17 protein-coding genes and 1 tRNA gene are annotated in these 22034 nt (G+C 68.7%); 6 read left to right on the top strand and 12 right to left on the bottom strand.

The window, feature by feature from the left end; all coding sequences use genetic code 11:
- Window positions 1-51: 51 nt before the first annotated feature.
- Window positions 52-2043 carry a DNA topoisomerase IV subunit B gene (locus tag AC3FMM_RS24125; protein ID WP_115680705.1) on the bottom strand — a complete coding sequence of 664 codons (1992 nt, stop codon included), beginning with the start codon at window positions 2041-2043 and terminating at the stop codon, window positions 52-54.
- 347 nt (window positions 2044-2390) lie between these two features.
- On the opposite strand from AC3FMM_RS24125, the gene AC3FMM_RS24120 reads away from it, so the two are divergent.
- The gene (locus tag AC3FMM_RS24120) at window positions 2391-3602 is read left to right on the top strand and encodes an MFS transporter (protein ID WP_115680706.1); all 1212 of its coding nucleotides are present in this window, start codon (window positions 2391-2393) and stop codon (window positions 3600-3602) included.
- Window positions 3602-3742 carry a hypothetical protein gene (locus AC3FMM_RS24115; RefSeq protein ID WP_172581748.1) on the top strand — a complete coding sequence of 47 codons (141 nt, stop codon included), beginning with the start codon at window positions 3602-3604 and terminating at the stop codon, window positions 3740-3742. The genes AC3FMM_RS24120 and AC3FMM_RS24115 overlap by 1 nt, the downstream gene beginning before the upstream one ends.
- Window positions 3743-3770: 28 nt before the next feature.
- Here AC3FMM_RS24115 and AC3FMM_RS24110 read toward each other — a convergent pair whose 3' ends face one another.
- Window positions 3771-5705: an ATP-binding cassette domain-containing protein gene (locus AC3FMM_RS24110; RefSeq protein WP_473703913.1), complete on the bottom strand. Its 1935-nt coding sequence runs from the start codon at window positions 5703-5705 to the stop codon at window positions 3771-3773.
- Window positions 5706-6045: 340 nt separating this feature from the next.
- Between AC3FMM_RS24110 and AC3FMM_RS24105 the strand changes: the two genes are divergently transcribed.
- Window positions 6046-7224, top strand: a complete 1179-nt coding sequence (locus tag AC3FMM_RS24105; RefSeq protein ID WP_326346721.1) for a benzoate/H(+) symporter BenE family transporter — start codon at window positions 6046-6048, stop codon at window positions 7222-7224.
- A 19-nt stretch (window positions 7225-7243) separates the two neighbouring features.
- Here the strand turns inward: AC3FMM_RS24105 and AC3FMM_RS24100 are convergent, their stop codons facing one another.
- Window positions 7244-7762: a hypothetical protein gene (locus tag AC3FMM_RS24100; protein WP_115710245.1), complete on the bottom strand. Its 519-nt coding sequence runs from the start codon at window positions 7760-7762 to the stop codon at window positions 7244-7246.
- A gap of 264 nt (window positions 7763-8026) precedes the next feature.
- Here AC3FMM_RS24100 and AC3FMM_RS24095 point away from each other — a divergent pair, with 264 nt between their 5' ends.
- A complete protein-coding gene (locus AC3FMM_RS24095; protein WP_115680710.1) occupies window positions 8027-8359 on the top strand; it encodes a DMT family transporter in 333 nt (110 codons plus the stop codon).
- 96 nt (window positions 8360-8455) lie between these two features.
- On the opposite strand, the gene AC3FMM_RS24090 is transcribed toward AC3FMM_RS24095, so the two are convergent.
- The 3 genes from AC3FMM_RS24090 to AC3FMM_RS24080 form a co-directional block, all read right to left on the bottom strand.
- Window positions 8456-8734 (bottom strand): hypothetical protein, encoded by a 279-nt coding sequence (locus tag AC3FMM_RS24090; RefSeq protein WP_115681475.1) that lies wholly within the window; start codon window positions 8732-8734, stop codon window positions 8456-8458.
- 124 nt (window positions 8735-8858) lie between these two features.
- Window positions 8859-9080, bottom strand: a complete 222-nt coding sequence (locus AC3FMM_RS24085; protein ID WP_115710247.1) for a DUF2188 domain-containing protein — start codon at window positions 9078-9080, stop codon at window positions 8859-8861.
- Between the two features lie 181 nt (window positions 9081-9261).
- Window positions 9262-9336: transfer RNA gene (locus tag AC3FMM_RS24080), tRNA-Arg, on the bottom strand.
- 316 nt (window positions 9337-9652) lie between these two features.
- On the opposite strand from AC3FMM_RS24080, the gene AC3FMM_RS24075 reads away from it, so the two are divergent.
- Together AC3FMM_RS24075 and AC3FMM_RS24070 are read left to right on the top strand one after the other, a co-directional pair.
- Entirely contained in the window at window positions 9653-9946 is a 294-nt protein-coding gene (locus AC3FMM_RS24075; RefSeq protein WP_115710249.1) for a hypothetical protein, read from the top strand.
- Window positions 9947-10012: 66 nt separating this feature from the next.
- Window positions 10013-10789, top strand: a complete 777-nt coding sequence (locus AC3FMM_RS24070; protein WP_115680713.1) for a PP2C family protein-serine/threonine phosphatase — start codon at window positions 10013-10015, stop codon at window positions 10787-10789.
- Between the two features lie 34 nt (window positions 10790-10823).
- Here the strand turns inward: AC3FMM_RS24070 and AC3FMM_RS24065 are convergent, their stop codons facing one another.
- The 6 genes from AC3FMM_RS24065 to AC3FMM_RS24040 all read right to left on the bottom strand — a co-directional run bounded on the left by AC3FMM_RS24065 (window position 10824) and on the right by AC3FMM_RS24040 (window position 21883).
- Window positions 10824-12167 carry a sigma-54 interaction domain-containing protein gene (locus tag AC3FMM_RS24065; RefSeq protein ID WP_115710251.1) on the bottom strand — a complete coding sequence of 448 codons (1344 nt, stop codon included), beginning with the start codon at window positions 12165-12167 and terminating at the stop codon, window positions 10824-10826.
- Window positions 12164-15277 carry a peptidase domain-containing ABC transporter gene (locus tag AC3FMM_RS24060; RefSeq protein WP_240987683.1) on the bottom strand — a complete coding sequence of 1038 codons (3114 nt, stop codon included), beginning with the start codon at window positions 15275-15277 and terminating at the stop codon, window positions 12164-12166. The genes AC3FMM_RS24065 and AC3FMM_RS24060 overlap by 4 nt, the downstream gene beginning before the upstream one ends.
- Window positions 15258-16010, bottom strand: a complete 753-nt coding sequence (locus AC3FMM_RS24055; RefSeq protein ID WP_488687584.1) for a peptidylprolyl isomerase — start codon at window positions 16008-16010, stop codon at window positions 15258-15260. Before AC3FMM_RS24055 ends, AC3FMM_RS24060 begins: the two co-directional genes overlap by 20 nt.
- A gap of 78 nt (window positions 16011-16088) precedes the next feature.
- On the bottom strand, window positions 16089-17471 hold the full coding sequence (locus AC3FMM_RS24050; RefSeq protein ID WP_115710254.1) for a beta-barrel domain-containing protein: 1383 nt from the start codon (window positions 17469-17471) through the stop codon (window positions 16089-16091).
- Window positions 17468-20191 carry an FHA domain-containing protein gene (locus tag AC3FMM_RS24045; protein ID WP_488687583.1) on the bottom strand — a complete coding sequence of 908 codons (2724 nt, stop codon included), beginning with the start codon at window positions 20189-20191 and terminating at the stop codon, window positions 17468-17470. The genes AC3FMM_RS24050 and AC3FMM_RS24045 overlap by 4 nt, the downstream gene beginning before the upstream one ends.
- 228 nt (window positions 20192-20419) lie before the next feature.
- Window positions 20420-21883 (bottom strand): efflux transporter outer membrane subunit, encoded by a 1464-nt coding sequence (locus AC3FMM_RS24040; RefSeq protein ID WP_488687582.1) that lies wholly within the window; start codon window positions 21881-21883, stop codon window positions 20420-20422.
- Window positions 21884-22034: the final 151 nt, after the last annotated feature.

Below are 22034 nucleotides of genomic sequence, written 5' to 3'. Positions count from 1 at the left end.
TCGGGCCTGGCCGGCACCGGAGCGGCCGCGCTCGCGGCGCGGCGCCCCGGCTCAGATGTCGGCCTCGACCTCGTTGCCCTTCTCTTCCAGCCAGCTGCGGCGCTGGGCGGCCTCGCCCTTGCCCATCAGCATGTTCATCATCTCGACGGTCTGCGGCAGGTCGTATTCGCCCAGCATCACGGGCAGCAGGCGCCGCGTGTCGGGGTTCATGGTGGTTTCCCACAGCTGCTCGGCGCTCATCTCGCCCAGGCCCTTGAAGCGCGAGATCTGCCACGAGTTTTCCTTGACGCCGTCCTTGAGCAGCTTGTCCTGGATCGCTTCGAGCTCGCCTTCGTCCAGCGCGTACAGCTTCTGCGCCGGCTTCTTGCCGCGCGCCGGGGCATCGACGCGGAACAGCGGCGGGCGCGCCACATAGACGTTGCCGGTCTCGATCAGCTTGGGGAAATGCCGGAAGAACAGTGTCAGCAGCAGCACCTGGATATGCGCGCCGTCCACATCGGCATCGGACAGGATGCAGATCTTGCCGTAGCGCAGGTTGGACAGGTCGGGCTCGTCGTTGGCGCCGTGCGGGTCCACGCCGATGGCCACGGCGATGTCGTGCACCTCGTTGTTGGCAAACAGGCGGTCGCGCTCGGTCTCCCAGGTGTTCAGCACCTTGCCGCGCAGCGGCAGGATGGCCTGGAATTCCTTGTCGCGGCCCATCTTGGCCGAGCCGCCGGCGGAGTCGCCCTCGACCAGGAACAGTTCGTTGCGGGTCACGTCGGTGGACTCGCAGTCGGTCAGCTTGCCGGGCAGCACGGCCACGCCGGAGCCCTTCTTCTTCTCGACCTTCTGCGCCGCGCGCGTGCGCGCCTGGGCCTGGCGGATCACCAGCTCGGCCAGCTTCTTGCCGTACTCGACATGGTGGTTCAGCCACAGCTCCAGCGCCGGGCGGCTGAAGGTGGACACCAGCCGCACCGCGTCGCGGCTGTTCAGGCGCTCCTTGATCTGGCCCTGGAACTGCGGGTCCAGCACCTTGGCCGACAGCACGAACGAGGCGCGCGCGAACACGTCCTCGCTCATCAGCTTGACGCCCTTGGGCTGCAGCGCGTGCATCTCGATAAAGCTCTTGACCGCCTGGAACAGGCCTTCGCGCAGGCCGGACTCGTGCGTGCCGCCGGCCGGCGTGGGGATCAGGTTGACGTAGGACTCGCGCACCGGGGCGCCGTCCTCGGTCCAGGCCACCACCCACGACGCGCCTTCGCCGTCGGCGAAGCCTTCCTCGCCGGGGTTGGCGTCGGGATCGGCAAAGTGCTCGCCCTCGAACATCGGGATCACCAGCTCGGCGCCACTGCCCTGCGCCAGCGCTTCCACCAGGTAGCCCTTCAGGCCCTGGTCGTACTGCCAGGTCTGGCGCTCGCCGGTCTTCTCGGTCACCAGCGTGACCTTGACGCCCGGCAGCAGCACGGCCTTGCTGCGCAGCAGGCGCTGCAGCTCGGCCAGCGGGATCGCGGCCGAATCGAAATACTTGGCGTCCGGCCACACCTGCACGCGCGTGCCGTTCTTCTTCTCGCCGCGCTCGAGCTTGCGCGAGGCCAGCGGCACCGTTACGTCGCCGCCCGAGAAGGTCAGCGTCGAGCACATGCCGTCGCGCCAAACGGTCACGTCCAGCTGCGTCGACAGGGCATTGGTCACCGACACGCCGACGCCGTGCAGGCCGCCGGAAAAGGCATAGGCGCCGCCCTTGCCCTTGTCGAACTTGCCGCCGGCATGGAGCCGGGTAAAGACGATCTCGACCACCGGCACGCCCTCTTCCGGGTGGATCCCCACCGGGATGCCGCGGCCGTCGTCTTCCACGCTGAGGCTGCCGTCGCGGTGCAGGGTCACCAGGATCTCGGAGCCATGACCGCCGAGGGCCTCGTCCGAGGCATTGTCGATCACCTCCTGCACGATATGCAGGGGGTTGTCGGTCCGGGTGTACATGCCGGGGCGCTGCTTGACCGGCTCCAGGCCCTTCAGGACCCGGATGGAAGATTCGCTGTACTGACTGGTTTTGCTCGCCATGGAGTCGCTACGAAAGTGATGGTCCCGGCTGCCGCGAGGCGTACAACTGTGCACGCGCAGGGGCACCGGGCACTGCATTGTAATGGAAGCGCGCGACGCCAATCCCGCAGAAAAAAGCCAACGCCCGCCAGGCCCGCACCGGCTCCGGCTTGCCGGGCCGCCGGCAGTTTTTGCCGGAGCGCCGCGTCTGCGGGCTGCGCCGTACGCGTTTTCCCGAGGCAGAGTAAACTCCCCACCACCCGGCCCCGGCAAGCCTGATTGCCGTTCCGGCGCGGTAAAACAACAAGCACAGACAATCCTGTCGGCGCCGCTTCACCCGGCGCGGCCGCCGCACACCGAGCCAAGACATGCAGAACCGACAACTCTCCCTGACCACCGTGCTTGTGTGCGGTGGCCTGCTGGTCACGCTTTCGATGGGCATCCGGCACGGCTTCGGCCTGTTCAACCTGCCGATCACCCAGGCCCACGGCTGGAACCGCGAGACCTTTGCCTTTGCGCTGGCGCTGCAGAACCTGATGTGGGGCGCCAGCCAGCCCTTCGCCGGGGCCCTGGCCGACAAGTTCGGCGCGCTGCGCATCATGCTGGTGGGCGTGGCGCTGTACGTCGCCGGGCTGGTGGTGATGGCGCTGGCGACCAGCGGCACCGCCTTCGCCACCGGCGCCGGGGTGATGATCGGCATCGCCCAGTCCGGCACCACCTACAGCATCGTCTATGGCGTGATCGGCCGCGTGGCCAGCCCGGAAAAACGGGTCTGGGCCATGGGCATTGCCGCCGCGGCGGGCTCGTTCGGCCAGTTCCTGATGATCCCGGTGGAACAGGGGCTGATCTCCGGCCTGGGCTGGCAGAACGCGCTGTACGTGATGGCGCTGATGGCGTGCGTGATGCTGCCGCTGGCGCTGACCCTGCGCGAGCCGCGCGAGGCCGCCCACACTGGCGGCCACCACCAGACCATCGGCCAGGCCATCCATGAAGCCTTCGGCAACCGCAACTTCCAGCTGCTGACGCTGGGCTACTTCGTGTGCGGCTTCCAGGTGGTCTTTATCGGCGTGCACCTGGCACCGTACCTGAAGGACCAGGGGCTGACCGATCCCAAGGTGGCCGTGGTGGCGCTGGCGCTGATCGGCCTGTTCAATGTCTTCGGCACCTATACCGCCGGCGCGATGGGCCAGCGCCTGCCCAAGCGCTACCTGCTGGCGGCTATCTACCTGGCGCGCTCGGTGGTGATCGCCGCCTACCTGCTGCTGCCGCTGACAGTCGCCAGCACCTGGGTGTTCGCGGCGGTGATGGGTTTCCTGTGGCTGTCGACCGTGCCGCTGACCAACGGCATCATCGCGCAGGTGTTCGGGGTGAAATACCTGTCGATGCTGTCGGGGGTGGTGTTCTTTTCACACCAGATCGGCAGTTTCCTGGGCGCGTGGCTGGGTGGTTATCTCTACGACCGCACCGGGGGCTACAACACGGTGTGGATGATCGCGATCGCGCTGGGCGTGCTGGCGGCGCTGGTCAACCTGCCGATCCGCGAGCAGGCGGTAGTGCGGGCGCAGCCGGCGGCGGCGTGATGAGCACGGCCCAGGCGCGCATGGCGAAGGCAGCCGGGCTGGCGGTGCTGGCCGGGGTGCTGGCGCTCGGGTTCGTGGCCTACCTGCGGCCGGGGTTCATGGTCGACCTGACCAATATGGTGCTGGCCTGGTGTGGGTGAGGTCCGGCGCTTGCCGGACCCTCGGGCCTCAGGCGCCTTCGCCCTTCGACTTCGCCTCCAGCACTTCCCAGCGCTCCAGCGCTTCCAGCAGTTCCATCTCGATCTCGTCATGCCGCGTGCCGAGCTGCGCGGCCTTGGCCGCATCGCTGACATAGAGCGAGCCGTCCGCGAGCTGCGCCGAAATCGTTTTCTGCTCGGTCTCCAGCGCAGCGATGCGCTCGGGCAGCCCATCCAGCTCCCGCTGCTCCTTGTACGACAGCTTGACCGTGCGATTGGCCCCGCGCGCCTCGCGCGAATCCTTGCCCCTGGCCGGCTCCGCCGCCTTCTGCTCTGCCGGCTTGCGCGCCGCCTGCAGCGCCGCGCTGCGCGCTGATTGCTCGACCCAGTCGGAATAACCGCCCACCGACTCGCGCCAGACCCCATCGCCTTCGGCGGCCAGCGTCGAGGTCACCACGTTGTCGAGGAAGGCGCGGTCGTGCGACACCAGGAACACGGTGCCGCCGTAGTCCTGCAGCAGCTCCTCCAGCAGTTCCAGCGTGTCGATGTCGAGATCGTTGGTGGGTTCGTCGAGCACCAGCACATTGGCCGGCCGCGCAAACAGCCGCGCCAGCAGCAGCCGGTTGCGCTCGCCCCCCGACAGCGACTTGACCGGCGAGCGCGCGCGCTCCGGCGCGAACAGGAAATCGCCCAGGTAGCTCATCACATGCTTGCGCTGGCCGTTGACCTCGACCCAGTCGCTGCCCGGGCTGATGGTGTCGGCCAGGGACTTCTCCAGGTCCAGCGCGGTGCGCATCTGGTCGAAGTACGCCACCTGGAGGTTGCTGCCGTTGCGCACGGTGCCGCTGTCCGGCGCCAGTTCGCCCAGGATCAGGCGCAGCAGCGTGGTCTTGCCGGCGCCGTTGGGGCCGATCAGGCCGACCTTGTCGCCGCGCATGATGGTGGCGGTGAAATCGCGCACCACCACCTTGTCGCCGTACGCCTTGCCCACGTCGGTCAGCTCGGCCACGATCTTGCCGGAGCGGTCCGCCTGCGAGACCTCCAGCTTGACGTTGCCCTGCACCTCGCGGCGCGCGGCGCGCTCGTTGCGCATCGCCACCAGCCGCTGGATGCGCGACACGCTGCGGGTGCGGCGCGCTTCCACGCCCTTGCGGATCCACACCTCTTCCTGTGCCAGCAGCTTGTCGAACTTGGCCTGCTCGACCTGCTCGGCGGCCAGCATCTCGGCCTTGCGCGCCTGGTAGGCGGCGAAGTTGCCGGGAAAGGACACCAGCCGCCCGCGGTCCAGTTCGGCGATGCGCGTGGCGACCCGGTCGAGGAAGGCGCGGTCGTGGGTGATCAGCAGCACGCTGCCGCGGAACTGCAGCAGCAGGTCTTCCAGCCAGCGGATCGCTTCCACGTCGAGGTGGTTGGTGGGCTCGTCCAGCAGCAGGATGTCGGGCTCGGCCACCAGCGCCTGCGCCAGCGCCACGCGCTTCTGCAGGCCGCCCGAGAGCGCATCGACGCGCGTGTGCGAATCCAGCCCCAGTCGCGCCAGCGTGGTTTCCACGCGGGTGCGCAGCTGCCAGGCGCCGGCGGCATCGAGCTCGGACTGCAGCCGGTGCAGTTCGGCCAGCGCCGCTTCGTCGTCATGGTGCTCGGCAACGCGGTCGGCGGCGGCCTCATAGCGCACCAGCAGGTCGTGCGCGTCGCCCATGCCCTGCGACACCGCGTCGAACACGGTGATGCCGGGCGCGAACTGCGGCTCCTGCGGCACGTAGGCGCTGGTCACGCCGCTCTGGCGGGCGATCAGCCCGTCATCCGGCGCCGACAGCCCCGCCACGATCTTCAGCAGCGAGGACTTGCCCGAACCGTTGCGCCCGATCAGCCCCACGCGCTCGCCAGCCTCCAGCGAAAAGTCGGTGTGATCGAGCAGGGCCACGTGCCCGAAGGCAAGCTGGGCGTCGGTAATGGAAAACAGGGCCATGGGAAGGAAGGCGAGACCGCGAGGAAAGAAGGGACGGGCCGGCGGCGCGGGGCCACCCGGCGGCAGCCCGCATTGTAGACGACCGGCCGCGTGGGCCGGCCGGGCAAAAGAAGGGCCCGCGCATTGCGGGCCCAAGAGTCTCTCCTCGGTGCCCTGCTCGCAAGGCACGGAACCAGCATATCAACGGCCCACGGCCCGCTCCAGTCGGACAAGTCCGTAAGGGAAAGCCCCGTCAACGGCGGTCGCCGCGCCGCCGCCTGGCCGGGCCCGGCCAAATTGGTACGACCAAGGCACTCATGCGAAGATGGCGGCCGTACCCAAGTGCCTGCTGCCCGTCCCCATGACCACCGCCACCCTCAAATTTTCCGACCTGTCCGTGTCGGCGCTCGTCGCCGGGCTGGTCGCCACGCTCACCGGCTATACCAGTTCGCTGGTGCTGATGATCCAGGCGGGGCACGCGGCCCACCTGACCGACGCGCAGATCTCGTCGTGGATCTGGGCACTGTCGATCGGCATGGGGGTCACCACCATCGGCCTGTCGCTGGCGTTGCGCGTGCCCATCGTGGTGGCATGGTCCACGCCGGGCGCGGCGCTGCTGATTGCCAGCCTGCCCGGCGTGCCCTATGCCGAGGCGATCGGCGCCTTCCTGATGGCGGCATTGCTGATGACCGCGGCCGGCATGACCGGCTGGTTCGACAAGCTGATGCGCGCCCTGCCCGCCAGCATCGCCTCAGCGCTGCTGGCCGGGATCCTGTTTCGCATCAGCGTCGACGTGTTCGTGCAGGCGCAGCACCAGACCGTGCTGCTGCTGGCGATGTTCGCCGCCTTCCTGCTCGGGCGGCGGCTGTGGCCGGCCTATGCGGTGCCGGGGGTGCTGCTGGCCGGCGTGGTGGTGGCAGGCGTGCTCGGGCAGCTCGATTTCTCGGGCGTGCGGCTGGAACTGGCGGTGCCGGTGTGGACCACGCCGGCGTTCTCGATGCCGGCCTTCATCAGCCTCGCCATTCCGCTGTTCATCGTCGCGCTGGCGTCGCAGAACATCCCGGGGCTGGCCGTGCTGCAGGCCGATGGCTACCACGTGCCGGCCTCGCGGCTGATCACCATCACCGGACTGGCATCGGCCGCGCTGGCGCCGTTCGGCTCGCACGGCATCAACCTGGCGGCCATCACCGCGGCGATCTGCACCGGCCCGCAGGCCGATCCCGACCGACATCGGCGCTATACCGCGGCGGTGGTCTGCGGCGTCGGCTACCTGGTCGCGGGCACGCTGGCCGCCAGCATCGCGGCGCTGTTCGCGGCCTTCCCGCAGGCGCTGGTGGTGGGCGTGACCGCGTTCGCGCTGCTGGGCTCGATCGCCAACGGCCTGACCGTCGCCATGCAGGTCCCGGCCGAGCGCGAAGCCGCCCTGCTGACCTTCATGATCACGGCCTCGGGCATGACCCTGGCCGGCATCGGCTCGGCCTTCTGGGGCGTGGTGGGCGGCATGCTCGCCTACCACGTGCTGCGCCGCCGGGCAGGCTGACAGCAGATCCGGCGCGGGGCTACAGCAGCAGGAAAGCCAGGTCGGACAGGCCGATGTCCTCCGGCGGCACGCCCTTGCGCCGCTGGAACAGGATGTGCTGCAGCACGCGGTCGCGATTGCCGGCGAAGGTTTCCGGATCCAGCCGCAGCGCCACGCGCGCGTAGTGCTCGGCCAGCAGCCGGTAGACCCGGTGCCGCACCCGCAGCATCTCGTTCTCGGCATGCAGCTGGCTCATGGCGCCGGTGTTTTCTTCTTCCAGCTGCCGCATGCTCACCACCACCCTGGCGTGCATGCCGCGGTAGCGGTCGGTCTCCGCATGGGCCTTGCGCAGTTCCTCGCGCAGCGCGCGCAGGTCCTGCAGCTGCTTCAGGTTCTGCTGCACGCCGCGCTGGATGCGCGCGGCCTCTTCCAGCGCCTGGTCCGCCGCTGCGATGGTGTCCTGCCAAGGATTGCCGTCCGGCGCCATGGCCGTGTCCCCGGACGCCGAGGATGCCAAGGACGCCGGGACGGGTGCGCCGTCGATGCCAGTGTGTTGCATACCGCTCCCCTATACCCCATGCCCGCCGCCGGCATCGTCAGGGATGTGCCGGCCTGGTCAGGCGAGACTGCCGCGACTGCCTGGAACGACCGTCTTGCCGCGGGCCGGCCTGCGCCCGCCTGCTGCGGTCTTGTGCGGCACATTCAACCGTGCGTTGCCGCTTCGCACAACCACCGCGAGGGAGGGACGCGGCTTTGGCGCAACATGCGCGGGACGCTAAGATGCCGGCTCAGGCCCATTGCCGGCCAGCCTCTTCTGCATGCCATGAACGGATACGTGCTTCTCGCCCTCGCCATCGTCGCCGAGGTCATCGCCACCAGCAGCCTGAAAGCCTCGCAGGGCTTTACCCGGCTGCTGCCCAGCGTGCTGGTGGTCACCGGCTACGTCGCCGCCTTCTATCTGCTGATGCTGGTGATGCGCACCGTCCCGGTCGGCATCGCCTATGCGATCTGGAGCGGCGCGGGCATCGTGCTGGTATCGCTGATCGCAGTGGTGTTGTACCGGCAGGTGCCGGACCTGGCGGCCTGTGTCGGCATCGGGCTGATCATTGCCGGGGTGGCGGTGATCCAGCTGTTTTCCAAGACCAGCGCACATTGACAGGGCGGGAAAATCCAACACCGGTCAGTTCCGGGACGCCGGATTCCCCGCATTGCCGCGCACTTGCCGAGCGCCGCTTGGCCGACTCCAGGTCGGCTAGTTGTGAAACCGGGCCACGCGGGTACGCCCGGCACCGCGCCGGGCCATGGCATGCACCACCAGCGCGCGATGCATGACGAGCTGCTTCAGGCTCGCGCGCATGTTTGCCAGCATCGATTCCGCCGTGTCGGCGTTGACGCGCTCGCGCTTCAGCTGCGCAACCCGCAGCTGCTGGGCATCGATTCGGTTGGACAGGCGCTCGATCGCCTGATCGGTTTCGTCCAGATCCTGGAGATCCTCCTCGATGCTGCGAAGGGGCTCGACTCCCGGTTGCATGGCCATCTCCCATCTGAGCGATATGGTTAGGTGATAGGCCAGATGCAAAGCCCTGTGTATCAGGCTCCGTCCTACAAATCGGTAATTCACCGGGCAACGCGAATCATTCGCGCTGACAAGGGCATTATGGGTGGATCCGGACCTTGTCCTTGCCAAAGGAGATGCGCCGGCCGACGCGGCCATCGCGCGTGTGGACGATCAGGTCGACGCGATCTTCCTCGGCCTTCGCCGTGCCGGCCGCGATGGCCGCCTCCCGGTTGGGGAAAAGCAGACGGCCCTCGCTGCCGCAGGCGCGTTCCACCACCCACTGAAGTCCCTCGATCCGCAAAACGTGAACGTCCGACATGGCTGCTCCAAAACTGACGGAGAGAGTATCTGCAGTCGGCCCCCGGGTCGGTATCGGATTTTGTCCGACAGGGCAGATTTGCAACGGCGGAGGATGAGCTACGGCAGGCGATAAGGCCGCTGAAAATCCTGGAGTGACGCGGGAGGAAGGATTTTTGGCAGACGGTTGCCAAAAGGATCGGTGGTCCCGCCGACAGGAATCGAACCTGTATCTAGCGCTTAGGAGGCGCTCGTTCTATCCATTGAACTACGGCGAGGGACAGGACTGCCAGGACCGGAAGCCGCGGGCGCGGTGATCCTGGAGACGGGCGGGAGTATATCAAAATCCGCACGCCCGCGGCCCGGCGCCGCCGGGGTGGTGGGTGTTGGCCGACACCGGCATGCCGGGGTGTCGGCGCGCATCCAACGCGGCGGCGCCGGCGGCAAGTGGCGGCGGGTCCCCCGCCCTGCCGGGAAACCGCGTGAGGCCCCGGATTCCGGCCCGAGCCGGCCCGCTGGCCGTCGGTGGCACGCCGCTTGCTCGATAGCCCGTACCGCCCCCGGCGCATCGGCGCCTTCCACCGGAGACCACATATGGCCACCCTCTCGATCAATGACCTTGCCGCCTGCCGCGAACTGGCTCCCGCCGCCATGGCGCGCGTACGCGGCGCGGGTGGGCAATGGGTATTCGGCTGGATCCGGCCGTTCGTGCCGTCGTCGCCGGCGCCGCTCGGCACGGTGATCAACTTTTACGAGATCAACTACAGCTTCTATGCTGATCAGATAAACAACCAGTTCCAGAACATCGATATCCGCAACAACGCGCCGAACGCCAATATCAATGTGCGGGGCGACCAGGGTGCCAGGAACGACGGCCGGCTGGTCTGATTTGGCCGTAGCCCGGGTGCCCTCCGGCGCTGGCGTGGAGCGTTGCGGATCGCAGCGGAGACCAGCTTGGGTTTCGACTCGCATTTCCGGTGGACCTCGGCGGCGTGCACCGACGTCGGGCGCGTGCGCGAGCGCAATGAGGACGCCTGCCTGGACCTGCCCGGGCAGGAACTGTGGGCCGTGGCCGACGGCATGGGCGGCCATGCCGTGGGGGATTTCGCCAGCCAGGCGGTGGTGCGGGCGCTGACAGCCCTGCCGCCGCAGGCGCGGCTGGAAGACCGCATCGACGCCACGCGCGCGGCCTTGCAGGGCGTGAATCTGGCGCTGGTCGACGAAGCCGCGCGCCTGGGCGTGCGCTGCATCGGCAGCACGGTGGTGGTGCTGCTGGCCGGCGACAGCCGCTGTGCCTGCCTGTGGGCCGGGGACAGCCGCCTGTACCGGCTGCGCGGCGGCCAGCTGGCGCGCCTCACGCGCGACCACAACCAGGTCGAGCGCCTGCTCGCGCGCGGGCTGATCACGCCGGAGCAGGCGCGCCACCATCCCGCCCAGAACACCATCACCCGCGCCGTCGGCGCGGCGCCGACGCTGGCGCCGGAACAGCTGCTGACCGACGTGGCCGACGGCGACGTCTACCTGTTGTGCAGCGACGGCCTGAGCAACGAAGTCGACGATGATGCGATCGCCGCGGTGCTGGCGCAGCAGGACGTGGCGCAGGCCGCGCTGACGCTGGTGCAGAAGGCGCTCGACGCGGGCGGGCGCGACAACATCTCGGTGGTGGTGCTGCGCGCGGCCGATCCTTGCGGATCGGACCGCACCCTGGTCAACCCCGAGCTCGACACCTGACGCCTGACGCCTGACGCCAGAAACCGGCCGCGACCTAGCCCTTGCCGGCTTCGGCCTGCCGGCTGGCGCGGAAATCCTTCGAGTGGATGCCGTGCTTCTTCAGCAGCATCTGCAGGTGCGAGCGGTTCATGTCGAAGCGCCGCGCCAGTTCGGCGACGGTGCCGCCCACCTCCTGCAATCCGCGCTCGAGAAAGGCGCGCTCGGCCTCGTCGCTGGCCGCGCGCTTGGCTTCGCTCAGCGAGGTCGCCATGGCGATGTCAGCGCCGGATGCGCCCGCGCCGACCACCGCCAGCGCGGCAGGCTTCGGGCGGATGTCCTGCGGCAGGTGCGGCAGATCGGCGGTATCGCCGGCCAGGCAGCTCAGCCGGTACAGCAGGTTGCGCAGCTCGCGGATATTGCCTGGGTAGTCGTAGTGCAGCAGGAAGTCGCGCAGTCGCGGCGTCAGCCGCACCGGCGCGCGCCGCAGCATGCCAGCAGCCTCGTCGCTGAAGTACGACACCAGCAGCGGGATCTCGTCGCGCCGTTCGCGCAGCGCCGGCAGGCTGACGTGGATCACGCTCAGGCGATAGAACAGGTCCTCGCGGAAGGTGCCGGCCTGGCTCATGCGGCGCAGGTCCTTGTTGGTCGCGGCGACGATGCGCGCATCGACCGAGATGATCTCGTCCGAGCCGACGCGCTGGATCTCGTGCGCCTCCAGCACGCGCAGCAGCTTGACCTGCCCGGTCAGCGGCAGTTCGCCGATCTCGTCCAGGAAGATGGTGCCGGTATGCGCGCTCTCGAACTTGCCGCGCCGGTCGTTGCTGGCGCCGGTGAAGGCGCCCTTCTTGTGCCCGAACAGCTCGGACTCGAGCAGGCTGTCCGGAATGGCGCCGCAGTTGACCGAGATGAATGGCTTGTCGGTGCGCGCACCGTTGGCGTGGATCACCTTGGCCATCAGCTCCTTGCCGGTGCCGCTTTCGCCGTCGATCAGCACCGGCAGGTCGGTCGGGGCGGCCTTCTCGGCGATTTCCAGCGCCTCGAGCAGCCGGGGATTGTCGCCGAAGGTCCCCTCGAAGATAAAGCTGCGCTCCATCAGCGCCTGGCGGCGCTCGCGCGGCAGCCGCTCGACCTCCGCCTGCGGCGGCGCATCTGTGGCCGTGGATCCTGCCGCGGTGTCGGCAGACGATGCCGCCTGCACGAAGCGCTCCTTGTGCGACAGCCCCATCACCTCGTCGCGCAGCGTGGTGGCCTGCTTGAGCAGCTTCTCGATCTCGGGCCGGTCAAGCTTCGACGCCCAGCGCAGCGTCGAGCGCAGGATCTCGATTTTCTCGATCAGCCCGGCGAACGACACCGGCGAAGTCACCGAGACGGGGGTGGCACCCTGGTTGTATAGCTTCATGCGGCACTCAGTTGCTTCTGCACCAGTTGGAAATACATGCCCTTGCGCTCCAGCAGCTCCTCGTGCCGGCCCTGCTCGACGATGGCGCCTTCGTACAGCACCAGGATCTTGTCGGCCTGCATGATGGTGCTGAGCCGGTGCGCGATGATCACCGCCGTGCGCCCGCGCAGGATTTCCTGCATATTGGCCAGGATGTTGCTCTCGGACTGCGTATCCAGCGCCGAGGTGGCTTCGTCGAACACCAGCAGGCGCGGGTCGTGGTACAGCGCGCGCGCAATGCACAGCCGCTGGATCTGCCCGCCCGACAGTCCGATGCCGCGTTCGCCGACGACCTGCTCGTAGCCCAGCGGCAGCTTGCTGATAAAGGCATGCGCGTCGGCCATGCGCGCCACTTCCTCGATGCGGCGCCGGTCCGGGCTGTCGTCGCCGCAGGCGATGTTCTCGGCGATGGTGCCGGAGAACAGCAGGTTGGACTGCATCACATAACCGACCTGGGCGCGGTAGAACGCCGCATCGATCACGTTGAGGTCGTAGCCGTCGACCGTCATCGAACCCTCGGTGGGCTTGTAGAAGCCCACCAGCAGCTTGGCCAGCGTGGTCTTGCCCGAGCCGCTGCGGCCGACGATGGCCACCATCTCGCCGGGCCGGATGGCGAAGCTGATGTTCTCCAGCACATAGGGCGTGTCTTCGCCGCCGTAGCGGAAGTACAGGTCCTTCATCACGATCTCGCCCTGCAGGTCGGGCAGCATCACGCGCGACAGCACGTCCTGCGGCTTCTGCTCCGGCTCCAGATCGAGCACGTCGCCAAGCCGCTCCATCGCCACGCCGGCGTCGTTGAGCTGGCCCCACAGCGCCACCAGCCCCATCAGCGGTGCCAGCACGCTGCCCATGAAGGCGTTGAAGGCCATCAGCTGGCCGATGGTCAGCTCGCGCTCCAGCACCAGCGTCGCGCCCACCCACAGCACCGCGATGGTGGTGGCGGCATTGAGCAGCTGGCTCGCCAGCCCCACCAGGATATGGAACTGCTGCGCCTTGTATTGCGATTCCAGCGCCTTGGTGTACTTGCGCTCCCAGCGCAGCCGCACCGGGCGTTCGATGCCCATGCCCTTGACGGTCTCGGCGCCGCCCAGCGTTTCCATCAGGTAGGCCTTGGCATCGGTGGAGGTAGCGAACACGTCGCGCGCATAGCCCTTGACCCGCGGCGTCACCACCACCGTCAGCGCGGCGATCGGGATCACGAAGGCGATCAGCAGCAGCGTCAGCTTGACGTTGTAGAGAAACATGATGGTGAAGTAGATAAACACCATCAGCAGGTTCAGCGCCGTGGTCACCGTCGATTCGGTCAGGAAGGCGCGGATGGTCTGGTTCTCCTGGAAGCGCGCGAAGATGTCGCCGGTCTTGCGCTTGGCGAAGAACGACAGCGGCAGCGACAGCGTGTGCCTGAAGAAATGCGACATCATGGCGAAATCCATGTTGCGCACCATGAAGTTGGCCAGGTAGGCGCGGATGGTAGACATCAGCTGCGAGAACACGCTCGAGATGATCAGCCCCGCGATCAGCAGGTGCAGCAGCCCCACGTTCTGGTGCACCACCACGCCATCGAGGATGTTCTGGATGATCAGCGGCGGCACCACCCCCAGCATCTGGATCACGAAGGTCGCCAGGAACAGGTGCGCCAGGATCTTCTTGTACGGCGCCAGGTAGCCGATGAAGCGCAGCCACGGCGAGCGCTGCACCGACAGCTGGGTCATGCTCTCGCCCGGCGTGAACAGCAGGCAGGTGCCGCTCCAGCCGCGCTCGAATTCCTCGGCACTCATCTTGCGGAAGCCGATGGCGGGATCCGCCACCCACACCCAGCGCGACGAGATCCCGTACACCACCACGTAGTGGTAGCCCTCCCAATGGACGATGAACGGCAGCTCGAAGCCCATCAGCGAATCGCGCGTGCATTGCACCCCGCGCGTGGTGAAGCCCAGCGATTCGCCGGCACGCGCCAGGCTGTCGAGCGTGGCGCCCTGCGTGGTGACGTTGGCCAGCTCGCGCAGCTTGCCCAGCGTCATCGGGATGCCGTAGTGCCGGCAGATCATCGCCAGGCAGGCCGCGCCGCAATCCATTTCCTCGGCCTGCTCCACCAGCGCGAAGCGGCGGATCAGCTTTTCGCCGAGCTCGGGCCGGGAGGCCAGGTCGAGCAGTACCGGACGCTTGCGCCGCTCGGCCAGCTTCTTCTGCCGATGCAGCTCGCGGTCCAGTACCCGGATGCGCTCCTCCAGCACCTCGCGCAGGCGCGGATTGCGCTCCAGGATCAGCTGCACGGTTTTCTCGGGAATCACCAGCAGGCGCACGTCGGTCTCGGCCATGGCCGACGCCAGCTGCTCCTGCCGCATCACGCAGGCGCGCTCGCCGAAGATATCGCCCTGGCCCAGCGTCGCCAGCGGAAACTCGCTGCCGTCTTCGCTGCGCACGATGCGCACGGTGCCCTGGCGCACCACGTACAGGCGCCGGTCCTCGCGTCCGTCCTGCTTCAGGATTTCCCGGCCGGCCGCGACGCGCTTCACGCCGACGCTGCGCACCGCGTCTTCCAGTTCCTGCTTGTCGAGCTTGCCGCGCAGGTCGAACAGCCGCGCGACAAAGCCACCAGCCGAACTGATCGCGACATAGCTGGTGATGAAGGCCAGCGCCGCGGGATTGCCCGCCACCACGGGCTCGCTCACGCTGCGCGGGATCATCAGCAACTCGGTCTTGCCCGAGGCGCGCACCGACGACTCGTGCCGGTATTCGCGCAGCAGCGCGAGATCGGCAAAGACCTCGCCGGTCTTGCGCACCCCCATGCTGATTTCCTTGCCGTGCTCCTCGTTGAACACGCGCACCGAGCCGGACCTGACGATAAACAGGCCGGGCGCGGCTTCGCCGGCATTGCAGACGGTGTCGCCAAAGCCGAAGCTCAGCACCTGCGCGGCGTCGGCCAGGCGCGCCAGTTCATCCGGCGTCAGCACCGACAGGATCTCGACCGTCGCCAGGAAAGCGGCCAGCGCCGGGCCCGCCTCCAGCGGCTGCGGCGCGGCGGTGGCGGCGTCGGCCGGACCGGCCTCGCTAGCGGGCTTCGATGACATGTTCCTGCGCCCTGGCCATCAGCCAGTCCTCGCGCAGCAGGCGCCGCACTTCGACCGCCACTTCGCTGTCGAGCGTCGCCGGGTGCTTGGCCCGCACCAGGAAGACCTCGAAGAACGAGCGGTCGGCGGCCGGGAACGGCCCCAGCAGGTCGCCCGGCTCGGCATTGAATACCTTGGCCTCGATCTCGGTCTTGAGCGAGCCGCGCAGCACCTTGCCGATCTCGCCCCCGCGCTCGCGCGTGTCGGCGATGGAATGCTCGCGCGCCATCTCGGCGAAGGCCTCGGGATCGTCCTGCAGGTACGAGATCAGCTCCCTCGCCTTCCCTTCGCTGTCGACCACGATATGGCTGACCTCGATGCTGTCGAAGCGCGGCGAGTTCAGCGCAAAGTATTCCTGCACCGCCGCATCGCTGCACACCTGCGCCATCATCCGCTCCCGATACAGGCTGTCGGTGATGAAGGCCTCGAACTCGTCCAGGCTGACGTTGAGCGCATCCAGGTAGTGGTTCATGTCGGCGGCGCGGTGCAGGCCCTGCACGCGGCGGAACTGGTCGGCGCGTTCCTGGATCTCTTCCGGCGTGACCACCAGCCCCTGGCGCCTGGCGGCGTGCACGGTCAGCTTGTCGCGCACGACCTGCTCGACCAGCCCTTCGAACTGCCCGGTCAGCTTGAGCAGGCGCACGAATTCCTCGACGCCGAGCACCTCATCATCGATACGCACGATGCCAGTCATTTTTCCGACTCCTTTGGCGGCCTGGCGCGGTGGCGCGCCCGGCTGTCCAGATTCCTGTTCCTGTGTGCCACCACGACGCTAGCCCGCCACCTCGCGGAAGGGATCGAGCCCGAGGTCGATCAGGCGCCGTTCGCGCACCACGATCTCCGCCGTGGCGGTCATGCCATAGCGCAGCGGATACTTGTTGTCGGCCACGGTGTAATAGTCGCGCGCCAGGCGCACGCGGCCCTCGTAGACCGGCTGCTTGTCAGCCCCGCCCGGCTTGGTCGCAGGCGAGATGAACTCGAGTGTGCCGTCGATGATCCCGTAGCGCTGGTACGGGAAGGCATTGAACTTGAGCTTGACCGGCAGCCCTTCGCGCAGGAAGGCGCGGTCGCGCTCGGCGATCACGATCTTCACCACCGGGCGCGCATCCTTGGGCGCGATGCCTCCCAGCGGCGTATTGGCCTGCACCTTGTCGCCGCGCTGGGTCGAGGTGACGTCGGTGATCACGCCGGACACCGGCGCCAGGATCAGCAGGAAGTTGTCCTTGTCGATGTTCTCGAAGCGGATGCGCGCGGCGGCGTCCGCCACCAGCCGGGCGGTCTGCACCTGCAGGCGCAGCTTGTCCTCGGTATTGGCGATCTCGCGCAGCGCCGCGTCATATTGCACGCGCAAGCCCGCGAGGTCCTGGCCGCTGCTTTCCAGCTCGGAGCTGGCCTGGGTCAGCTCGCGGCCCAGGCGCGCCTCCAGTTCGCCCAGCCGCGACTGCGCCACGCGCAGGTTGTTGTCCGCATCCTGCGCCGCGGCACGCTTGGCATCGACCTGCGATTGCGAAACCCCGCCCCCGCCGGGCAGCGCCAGCAGGCGCGCATAGCGGTCCTGCTCCTGGCGCGCGAACTCGCGCGCGCGGCGCGCATTGTCCAGGTTGCTGCGCGCTTCCTGCAGTTGCGCGCGCTGCTGCTCGGCCAGCCGCGTGGTGCCTTCGGCGATGCGGGTCTCGTGCTGGCGCGTGGCCACGTCGATCTGCTGCTTGAGCGCCGCCGCGCGGCGTTCCATCAGCGCCTTCTTGTCGGGGAACTGCTTCCACTCGCGCTCGGAGTCTTCCAGCTTGAGCTGCGCCTCCAGCGCGTTGGCGGCGGCTTCGATCGCGCCACGCGCATTCAGTCGCGCCAGCACATCGTCCTTGGACACGGGCTGCCCTTCGGCCACGTAAAGGTCGGCCAGCTCGCCGTCCACCGGGGCATAGAAGCGCCGCACCTCGGATTCCGGCGCCAGCGTACCCTGCGCGGTGACGATGACATCGGCGTGGCCGACGAAGGACCAGACCAGCCCGCACAACACCAGTGCGAAGGTGGTGACGATGGTCAGCAGGCCCAGGCGCGACGGCTCCGCGCTGAGCAGGCCGATGCCTTCGGCGCCGTGGTCTTCGAGCGCCTCGGACAGCGGCTTGAGGCCGGCGTGGCGGGCATCGTCCTTCATGGTTTCCCCTGTGGCGGGACCGTGGCTGCAGCCGCAGACGCAGCCGCGACTGACTCCGGCGCCTTGCCGGTGTCTTCACCGCCGATCAGCGCGAGCTTGGCCTTGAGCACGGCGGGGTCGAGCACCGTGCTTAGCTCGCGCAGCGCGTGCCGCTGCTGCTCGGCCTCGGCGCGGATCTCCTGCTCGACCTTGGCCAGTTGCGCCAGGTCGGCGCTCTCGCCCGCGCGCAGTTGCGTGAAGATGCGCATGCCCTGGCGCGCGTCGTCCTGCGCCTGCGACAGCAGCCGCGCCTGCGCGCGGAACTTCGGCGAGATGCCGGGCTCGAGCCGCTGCTCGCCGCCGATCACGCCGTTGGCGCGATACTGCTTCCACGCCGCGAGCGCGCTCGCCATCAGCTCGCGCGCGCGGCGCAGGGCGCTGTCGCGCACGCCGTTGACATCGGCCTCGACCGCCTTGGCGAAATAGCCGTCCTCCTCCGCCTCGAGCATGGCGTAGAAATCGAGCAGGCGGTCCTCGTAGCCACGGCTGCCGCGCGCGGACTGCAACGCGGCATACTGCGCCGCCACCTTCTGCTTGTGCGCCAGGTCGCGCGCCAGGTCGTCGGCCCACGGCCCGCCACGGATCTGCCCGAGCGCGGCCAGCGCGGTGGTGGTGTCGCCGCGCTGCCACGCCCGGGCCGCGGTCGCATACGCGCGCGCCACCTCGGCCGGCGGCAGGCGCGCGCCCAGCGTGGCCAGCTGCGCCTGGAACGGCGGCGTGGCGAAACGGCTGTCGGCCAGCCGCGCCACCAGTTGCCCCGGCCGGCGCGCGCGCAATGCCTGCAGCAGGCCGGTGTAGCGATCCAGGTCCGACTGCAGCCGGTCCAGGCCGGCCAGGCGCGGATACTTCTCGCGGTATTCGGCAAGCACCGGCTGCAAGGCCTCCGGGCGGTCGCGGCCCAGTTCGGCAGCGATGGTGGCATTGAGCCGGTCGATCGCCGCCAGATAGACCGAGGCATCGTTCTGCAGCCGGCGCACATCGCTGAGCGCATCGGCATACAGGTCGCGGAACGCCGGCACGTCGGCCGCGATGCGCCCGAGCGCGCGCTGGTGCGCGGCGGTGTCCTGGTTCCAGTACGCCAGCAGCTGGCGCATCGGCGTCTCGTCGGTGTAGAGCCGGATCGGCGCATCGACGGCGCGCGGCGCGGTGAAGCGCTCGAGCCTGCCGACCCAGTCGAGCTCGGCCACCAGCGGCCGTGCTTCCGCGTTGTGCGTGCTGAGCTGGCGCAGGCGCGCCAGCACGGCATCGGCACCGGCCATGTCGCCGGCCTTCAGCCTGGCGGCAAAGTCGGGCACGTAGGCGCGCAGCAAGGCTTCGGTGCCGACGGCCTGGACTTCGACATCGTCGGGATGCCGCGCCAGGTAGCTGTCGGCCGCCTGCGCCGCCCCCGCGTGATCGCCCGCGGCGAAGCGCGACTGCACCGCGCGCTCCGGCGCGCCACGCCAGTAGACCGCGGCGCCCGCCACCAGCACGAGCAGCAGCAAGGCGCCGCCCCAGCGCGTCGCGCGCCGCATGCGCGGCGGCTGCTCCAGTCCGAACAGCCGGGCCCCTTCCGCCAGCAGCAGCGCGGCACGGCCGCGCGCACGGTGTCCCCCGCGCGCGCCGTCAGCGGCGGCGGTGGCTGCCGCGGCCTGGGCCTCGGCTTCGGTGTTGACCTCGTCTTCCTGATGGGCGGCATAGTCGACGCAGAAGATATCGAGGAAGGAATCGGGCGCGCCGACAAAGGTGGTGCGGTCGCCGTCGTCGCGGGCGGGCGGCGTGGCAATTGCGGCAGCCAACGCGGCAGGCGATGCGGGCGTGCCGGGCGTGTCAGGCGCGGCCGGCGGGTCTGGGAGCTGCAGCAGCGAACGCGTCGCCGTGGCATCGCCGGCGCCGTCGGATCGCACCTGGGCCTGGTAGACAAAGTGGTTGCCGCCGAACGCGATCAGGTCGCCATCGTCGAGCGGCACGCCGTGGTCGGCCAGGCGCTTGCCGTTGACGAAGGTGCCATTGGTGCTGCCAAGGTCCTCGACGAAGGGGATGCCGCCCTTCAGGTAGATATGGGCATGGCGCCGCGACAGGTAGTTGACCTGGTGCGGATAGCTGTCGCGAAAACGCGCGAAGGCATCGTCGCCCTTGCTGATCAGGTAGGGGAACTGCTCCACGTGCAGCGGCTGCAGCCCGACGTCATGGCGTTCCGGCACCAGCGTCAGCGCCACGCGCGGCGGCTCGGGCCGCAGCGCGCGCGGCGACAGCCGCACCCGGAACGACAGCATCGGCCCGAACGCGACTTCATCGCCATCGCAGAGGCGCGCCGGCTGGCGCGCCACGGCCACGCCGTTGACGCGCGTGCCGTTCTTGCTGCCGAGGTCCGCCACATAGACTGCGCCATGCTCGGCAAAAATGCGCGCATGGCGCCGCGATAGCGGTGCGGCCAGCGCTTCCGGGTAAGTCGCGAACGGCAGCTCGCTGCGGCCGACCGCGAACAGCGCTTCGTCGATGCGGATTTCGCCGAGCTCGGGGCGCGCCACCGGCGTCAGGAAGACATCGAATTCCTGCGCCGCGTCTTGCGCGGCGTTTTGCGCCACGTTCGGCGCCACATTCGGCGCCACGTCCTGCGCCGCATGCTGAGCGAGTTCCCGTGCGGATCCCTGGGCCATTTTCACCGGCATTTCCATGATCAGTGCTTCGTCAGGAGCCATGTTTCCAGCGAGCCAACAGCGCGGCTGCCGCTGCGGCGGGCCAGGGGGGATGAAGCGACTAAGAACATAGTAGGCGACGGCCTAGGCTAGTCAATCGGCCACGGCAGGCGTGGTTGGGGTGGCAGCGGCATCGGCTTGAAGCCAGCGGCCGGCGTGCGCGCAGGCGTTGCGCAACGCGTTGCGTGCGCCGGCATCACCTTTGCACCGGCACGGCATCGCCGGCACCACTTACTGCGGTGGATTCAGGGCGGTGTTGCGCACATCGGCCTCGGGCCAGCCGCCGCCGAGCGCCTTGTAGAGCGTGATGGTGTCGCCCAGGATTTGTTGGTGGACCGCCAACAACTGCAGCTGCGCGGCCAGCAGCGAGCGCTCGGTCTCGAACACTTCGAGCTGCGAGACCACGCCTTCCTTCAGCTGCGCCTCGATCTGCGCGGATACCACGCGCAGCTGTTCCACCTGCTGCTGCAGCTCGATGCGCTGATTCTTGTGGGCGTCGACGTTGACCAGCGCGGTTTCGACTTCCTCGAACGCGGTCATCACGGTGCGGCCATATTCGTTTTCCGCCACGCCCACCTGCGCCTCGGTGGTCTTGACCCGCGCACGCACGTTCGGGTCCAGCATCGGCAGGTTGATGCTCGGCATGAAGCCGAAGGTGAAGGACTTGAGCAGGTCGCTCAGCGCGAAACTGGCGGTGCCGCCGCGCGCGGTCAGGCTGATGCTGGGCAGCTGCGCCAGGCGCGCCTGGCCGACGATGTTGTAGGCGGCCAGCACGCGGTACTCCGCCGCCACCACGTCCGGGCGCCGGGCCAGCAGCTGCGACGGCAATCCCGCCGGCACCGCCGGCGGCTGCACGCGATCCTGCAGGCGCCCGGCCGGCACCTTGAGATTGCCGGCGGGCACGCCCACCAGCGTCGCCAGCGCGTTCTCCGCCACATCGCGCGAACGGCGCAGCTCGAGCAGGTCCTTGTTCAGGCGATTGATCTCCGCCTGCTGCTGCATCACGCGGATCTTCGGCACCAGCCCGTTCTGGTACATGGCCTGGTAGGTCGACAGGATCTGCCCGTTCCTGGCCACGGTGCGCGACTGCTGCTCGATCTGCTCGTCGAACTGCAGGATCTGGAAGTACGTGGTCGAGACATTGGCCACCAGCGTCAGGTAGCCGGCGCGCCAGTCGGCCTCGGTGGCACGGAACTCGGCCGTCTGCGCCTGCACGCCCTTCTCGACCTTGCCCCAGATGTCGATGTCCCAGTTCAGCTGGGCGCCGGCGCTATAGGTCCATGTGGACTTCTGCCCGGTGCTTTTTTCAAAGCTCGCGCCCGCGCCGATGTCGATCACCGGCAGCCCGCCGGCGCGGGCCTCGCCGATTTGCGCGTTGGCTACGCGGATGCGCGCCGCCAGCACCTTGATGTCGTAGTTGCCGCCAAGCGCGCGTTCGATCAGCTGGTTCAGGTACGGGTCCTTGAAGCCCAGCCACCAGTTGGGCTGCACCGCTTCGGACGGCGATACCGTGATCGAGTCCTGGCGCGACCATTCGGCCTTGGCGGGCGTTTCGGGACGCTGGTACACCGGCGGGCGGAAATCGGCGCAACCCGCCAGCAACGCCAGGCCGGCCGCCAACGCGGCAAGCCAGGCCGCACGGCGCGGCGCGCGGATCACCGCAGGCACGGACGGAGCGATGGGGAATTCGGGCACGATGTGTTCCTGCGTGCGACGGCGGCGTTCGGCAGGGCTGTGCCGGTTCGCCGTTAAGCGGGGCCGCCGCGTCTGTCTGTATTGTGGTGCGCGCGGGCGCGCGCTCCAACCCCGATCGGCACGGGGTCGGCAAAAGCGCCGCGGGGTCGCC

The organism is Cupriavidus sp. 207A1 (genome assembly GCF_057798955.1).
The sequence above is the reverse complement of the archived record's forward strand: the minus strand, read 5'-3'. Positions and strand labels throughout refer to the sequence as shown.

Excerpts from the sequence above, each read along its gene's own strand:
- AC3FMM_RS24105 (WP_326346721.1), top strand. The coding sequence starts at position 6,046 with ATGACCACCGCCACCCTCAAATTTTCCGACCTGTCCGTGTCGGCGCTC.
- AC3FMM_RS24095 (WP_115680710.1), top strand. The coding sequence starts at position 8,027 with ATGAACGGATACGTGCTTCTCGCCCTCGCCATCGTCGCCGAGGTCATC.
- AC3FMM_RS24075 (WP_115710249.1), top strand. The coding sequence starts at position 9,653 with ATGGCCACCCTCTCGATCAATGACCTTGCCGCCTGCCGCGAACTGGCT.
- AC3FMM_RS24100 (WP_115710245.1), bottom strand. The coding sequence starts at position 7,762 with ATGCAACACACTGGCATCGACGGCGCACCCGTCCCGGCGTCCTTGGCA.
- AC3FMM_RS24090 (WP_115681475.1), bottom strand. The coding sequence starts at position 8,734 with ATGCAACCGGGAGTCGAGCCCCTTCGCAGCATCGAGGAGGATCTCCAG.
- AC3FMM_RS24110 (WP_473703913.1), bottom strand. The coding sequence starts at position 5,705 with ATGGCCCTGTTTTCCATTACCGACGCCCAGCTTGCCTTCGGGCACGTG.
- AC3FMM_RS24125 (WP_115680705.1), bottom strand. The coding sequence starts at position 2,043 with ATGGCGAGCAAAACCAGTCAGTACAGCGAATCTTCCATCCGGGTCCTG.
- AC3FMM_RS24120 (WP_115680706.1), top strand. The coding sequence starts at position 2,391 with ATGCAGAACCGACAACTCTCCCTGACCACCGTGCTTGTGTGCGGTGGC.
- AC3FMM_RS24045 (WP_488687583.1), bottom strand. The coding sequence starts at position 20,191 with ATGGCTCCTGACGAAGCACTGATCATGGAAATGCCGGTGAAAATGGCC.
- AC3FMM_RS24060 (WP_240987683.1), bottom strand. The coding sequence starts at position 15,277 with ATGTCATCGAAGCCCGCTAGCGAGGCCGGTCCGGCCGACGCCGCCACC.
- AC3FMM_RS24050 (WP_115710254.1), bottom strand. The coding sequence starts at position 17,471 with ATGAAGGACGATGCCCGCCACGCCGGCCTCAAGCCGCTGTCCGAGGCG.
- AC3FMM_RS24055 (WP_488687584.1), bottom strand. The coding sequence starts at position 16,010 with ATGACTGGCATCGTGCGTATCGATGATGAGGTGCTCGGCGTCGAGGAA.
- AC3FMM_RS24115 (WP_172581748.1), top strand. The coding sequence starts at position 3,602 with ATGAGCACGGCCCAGGCGCGCATGGCGAAGGCAGCCGGGCTGGCGGTG.
- AC3FMM_RS24065 (WP_115710251.1), bottom strand. The coding sequence starts at position 12,167 with ATGAAGCTATACAACCAGGGTGCCACCCCCGTCTCGGTGACTTCGCCG.
- AC3FMM_RS24085 (WP_115710247.1), bottom strand. The coding sequence starts at position 9,080 with ATGTCGGACGTTCACGTTTTGCGGATCGAGGGACTTCAGTGGGTGGTG.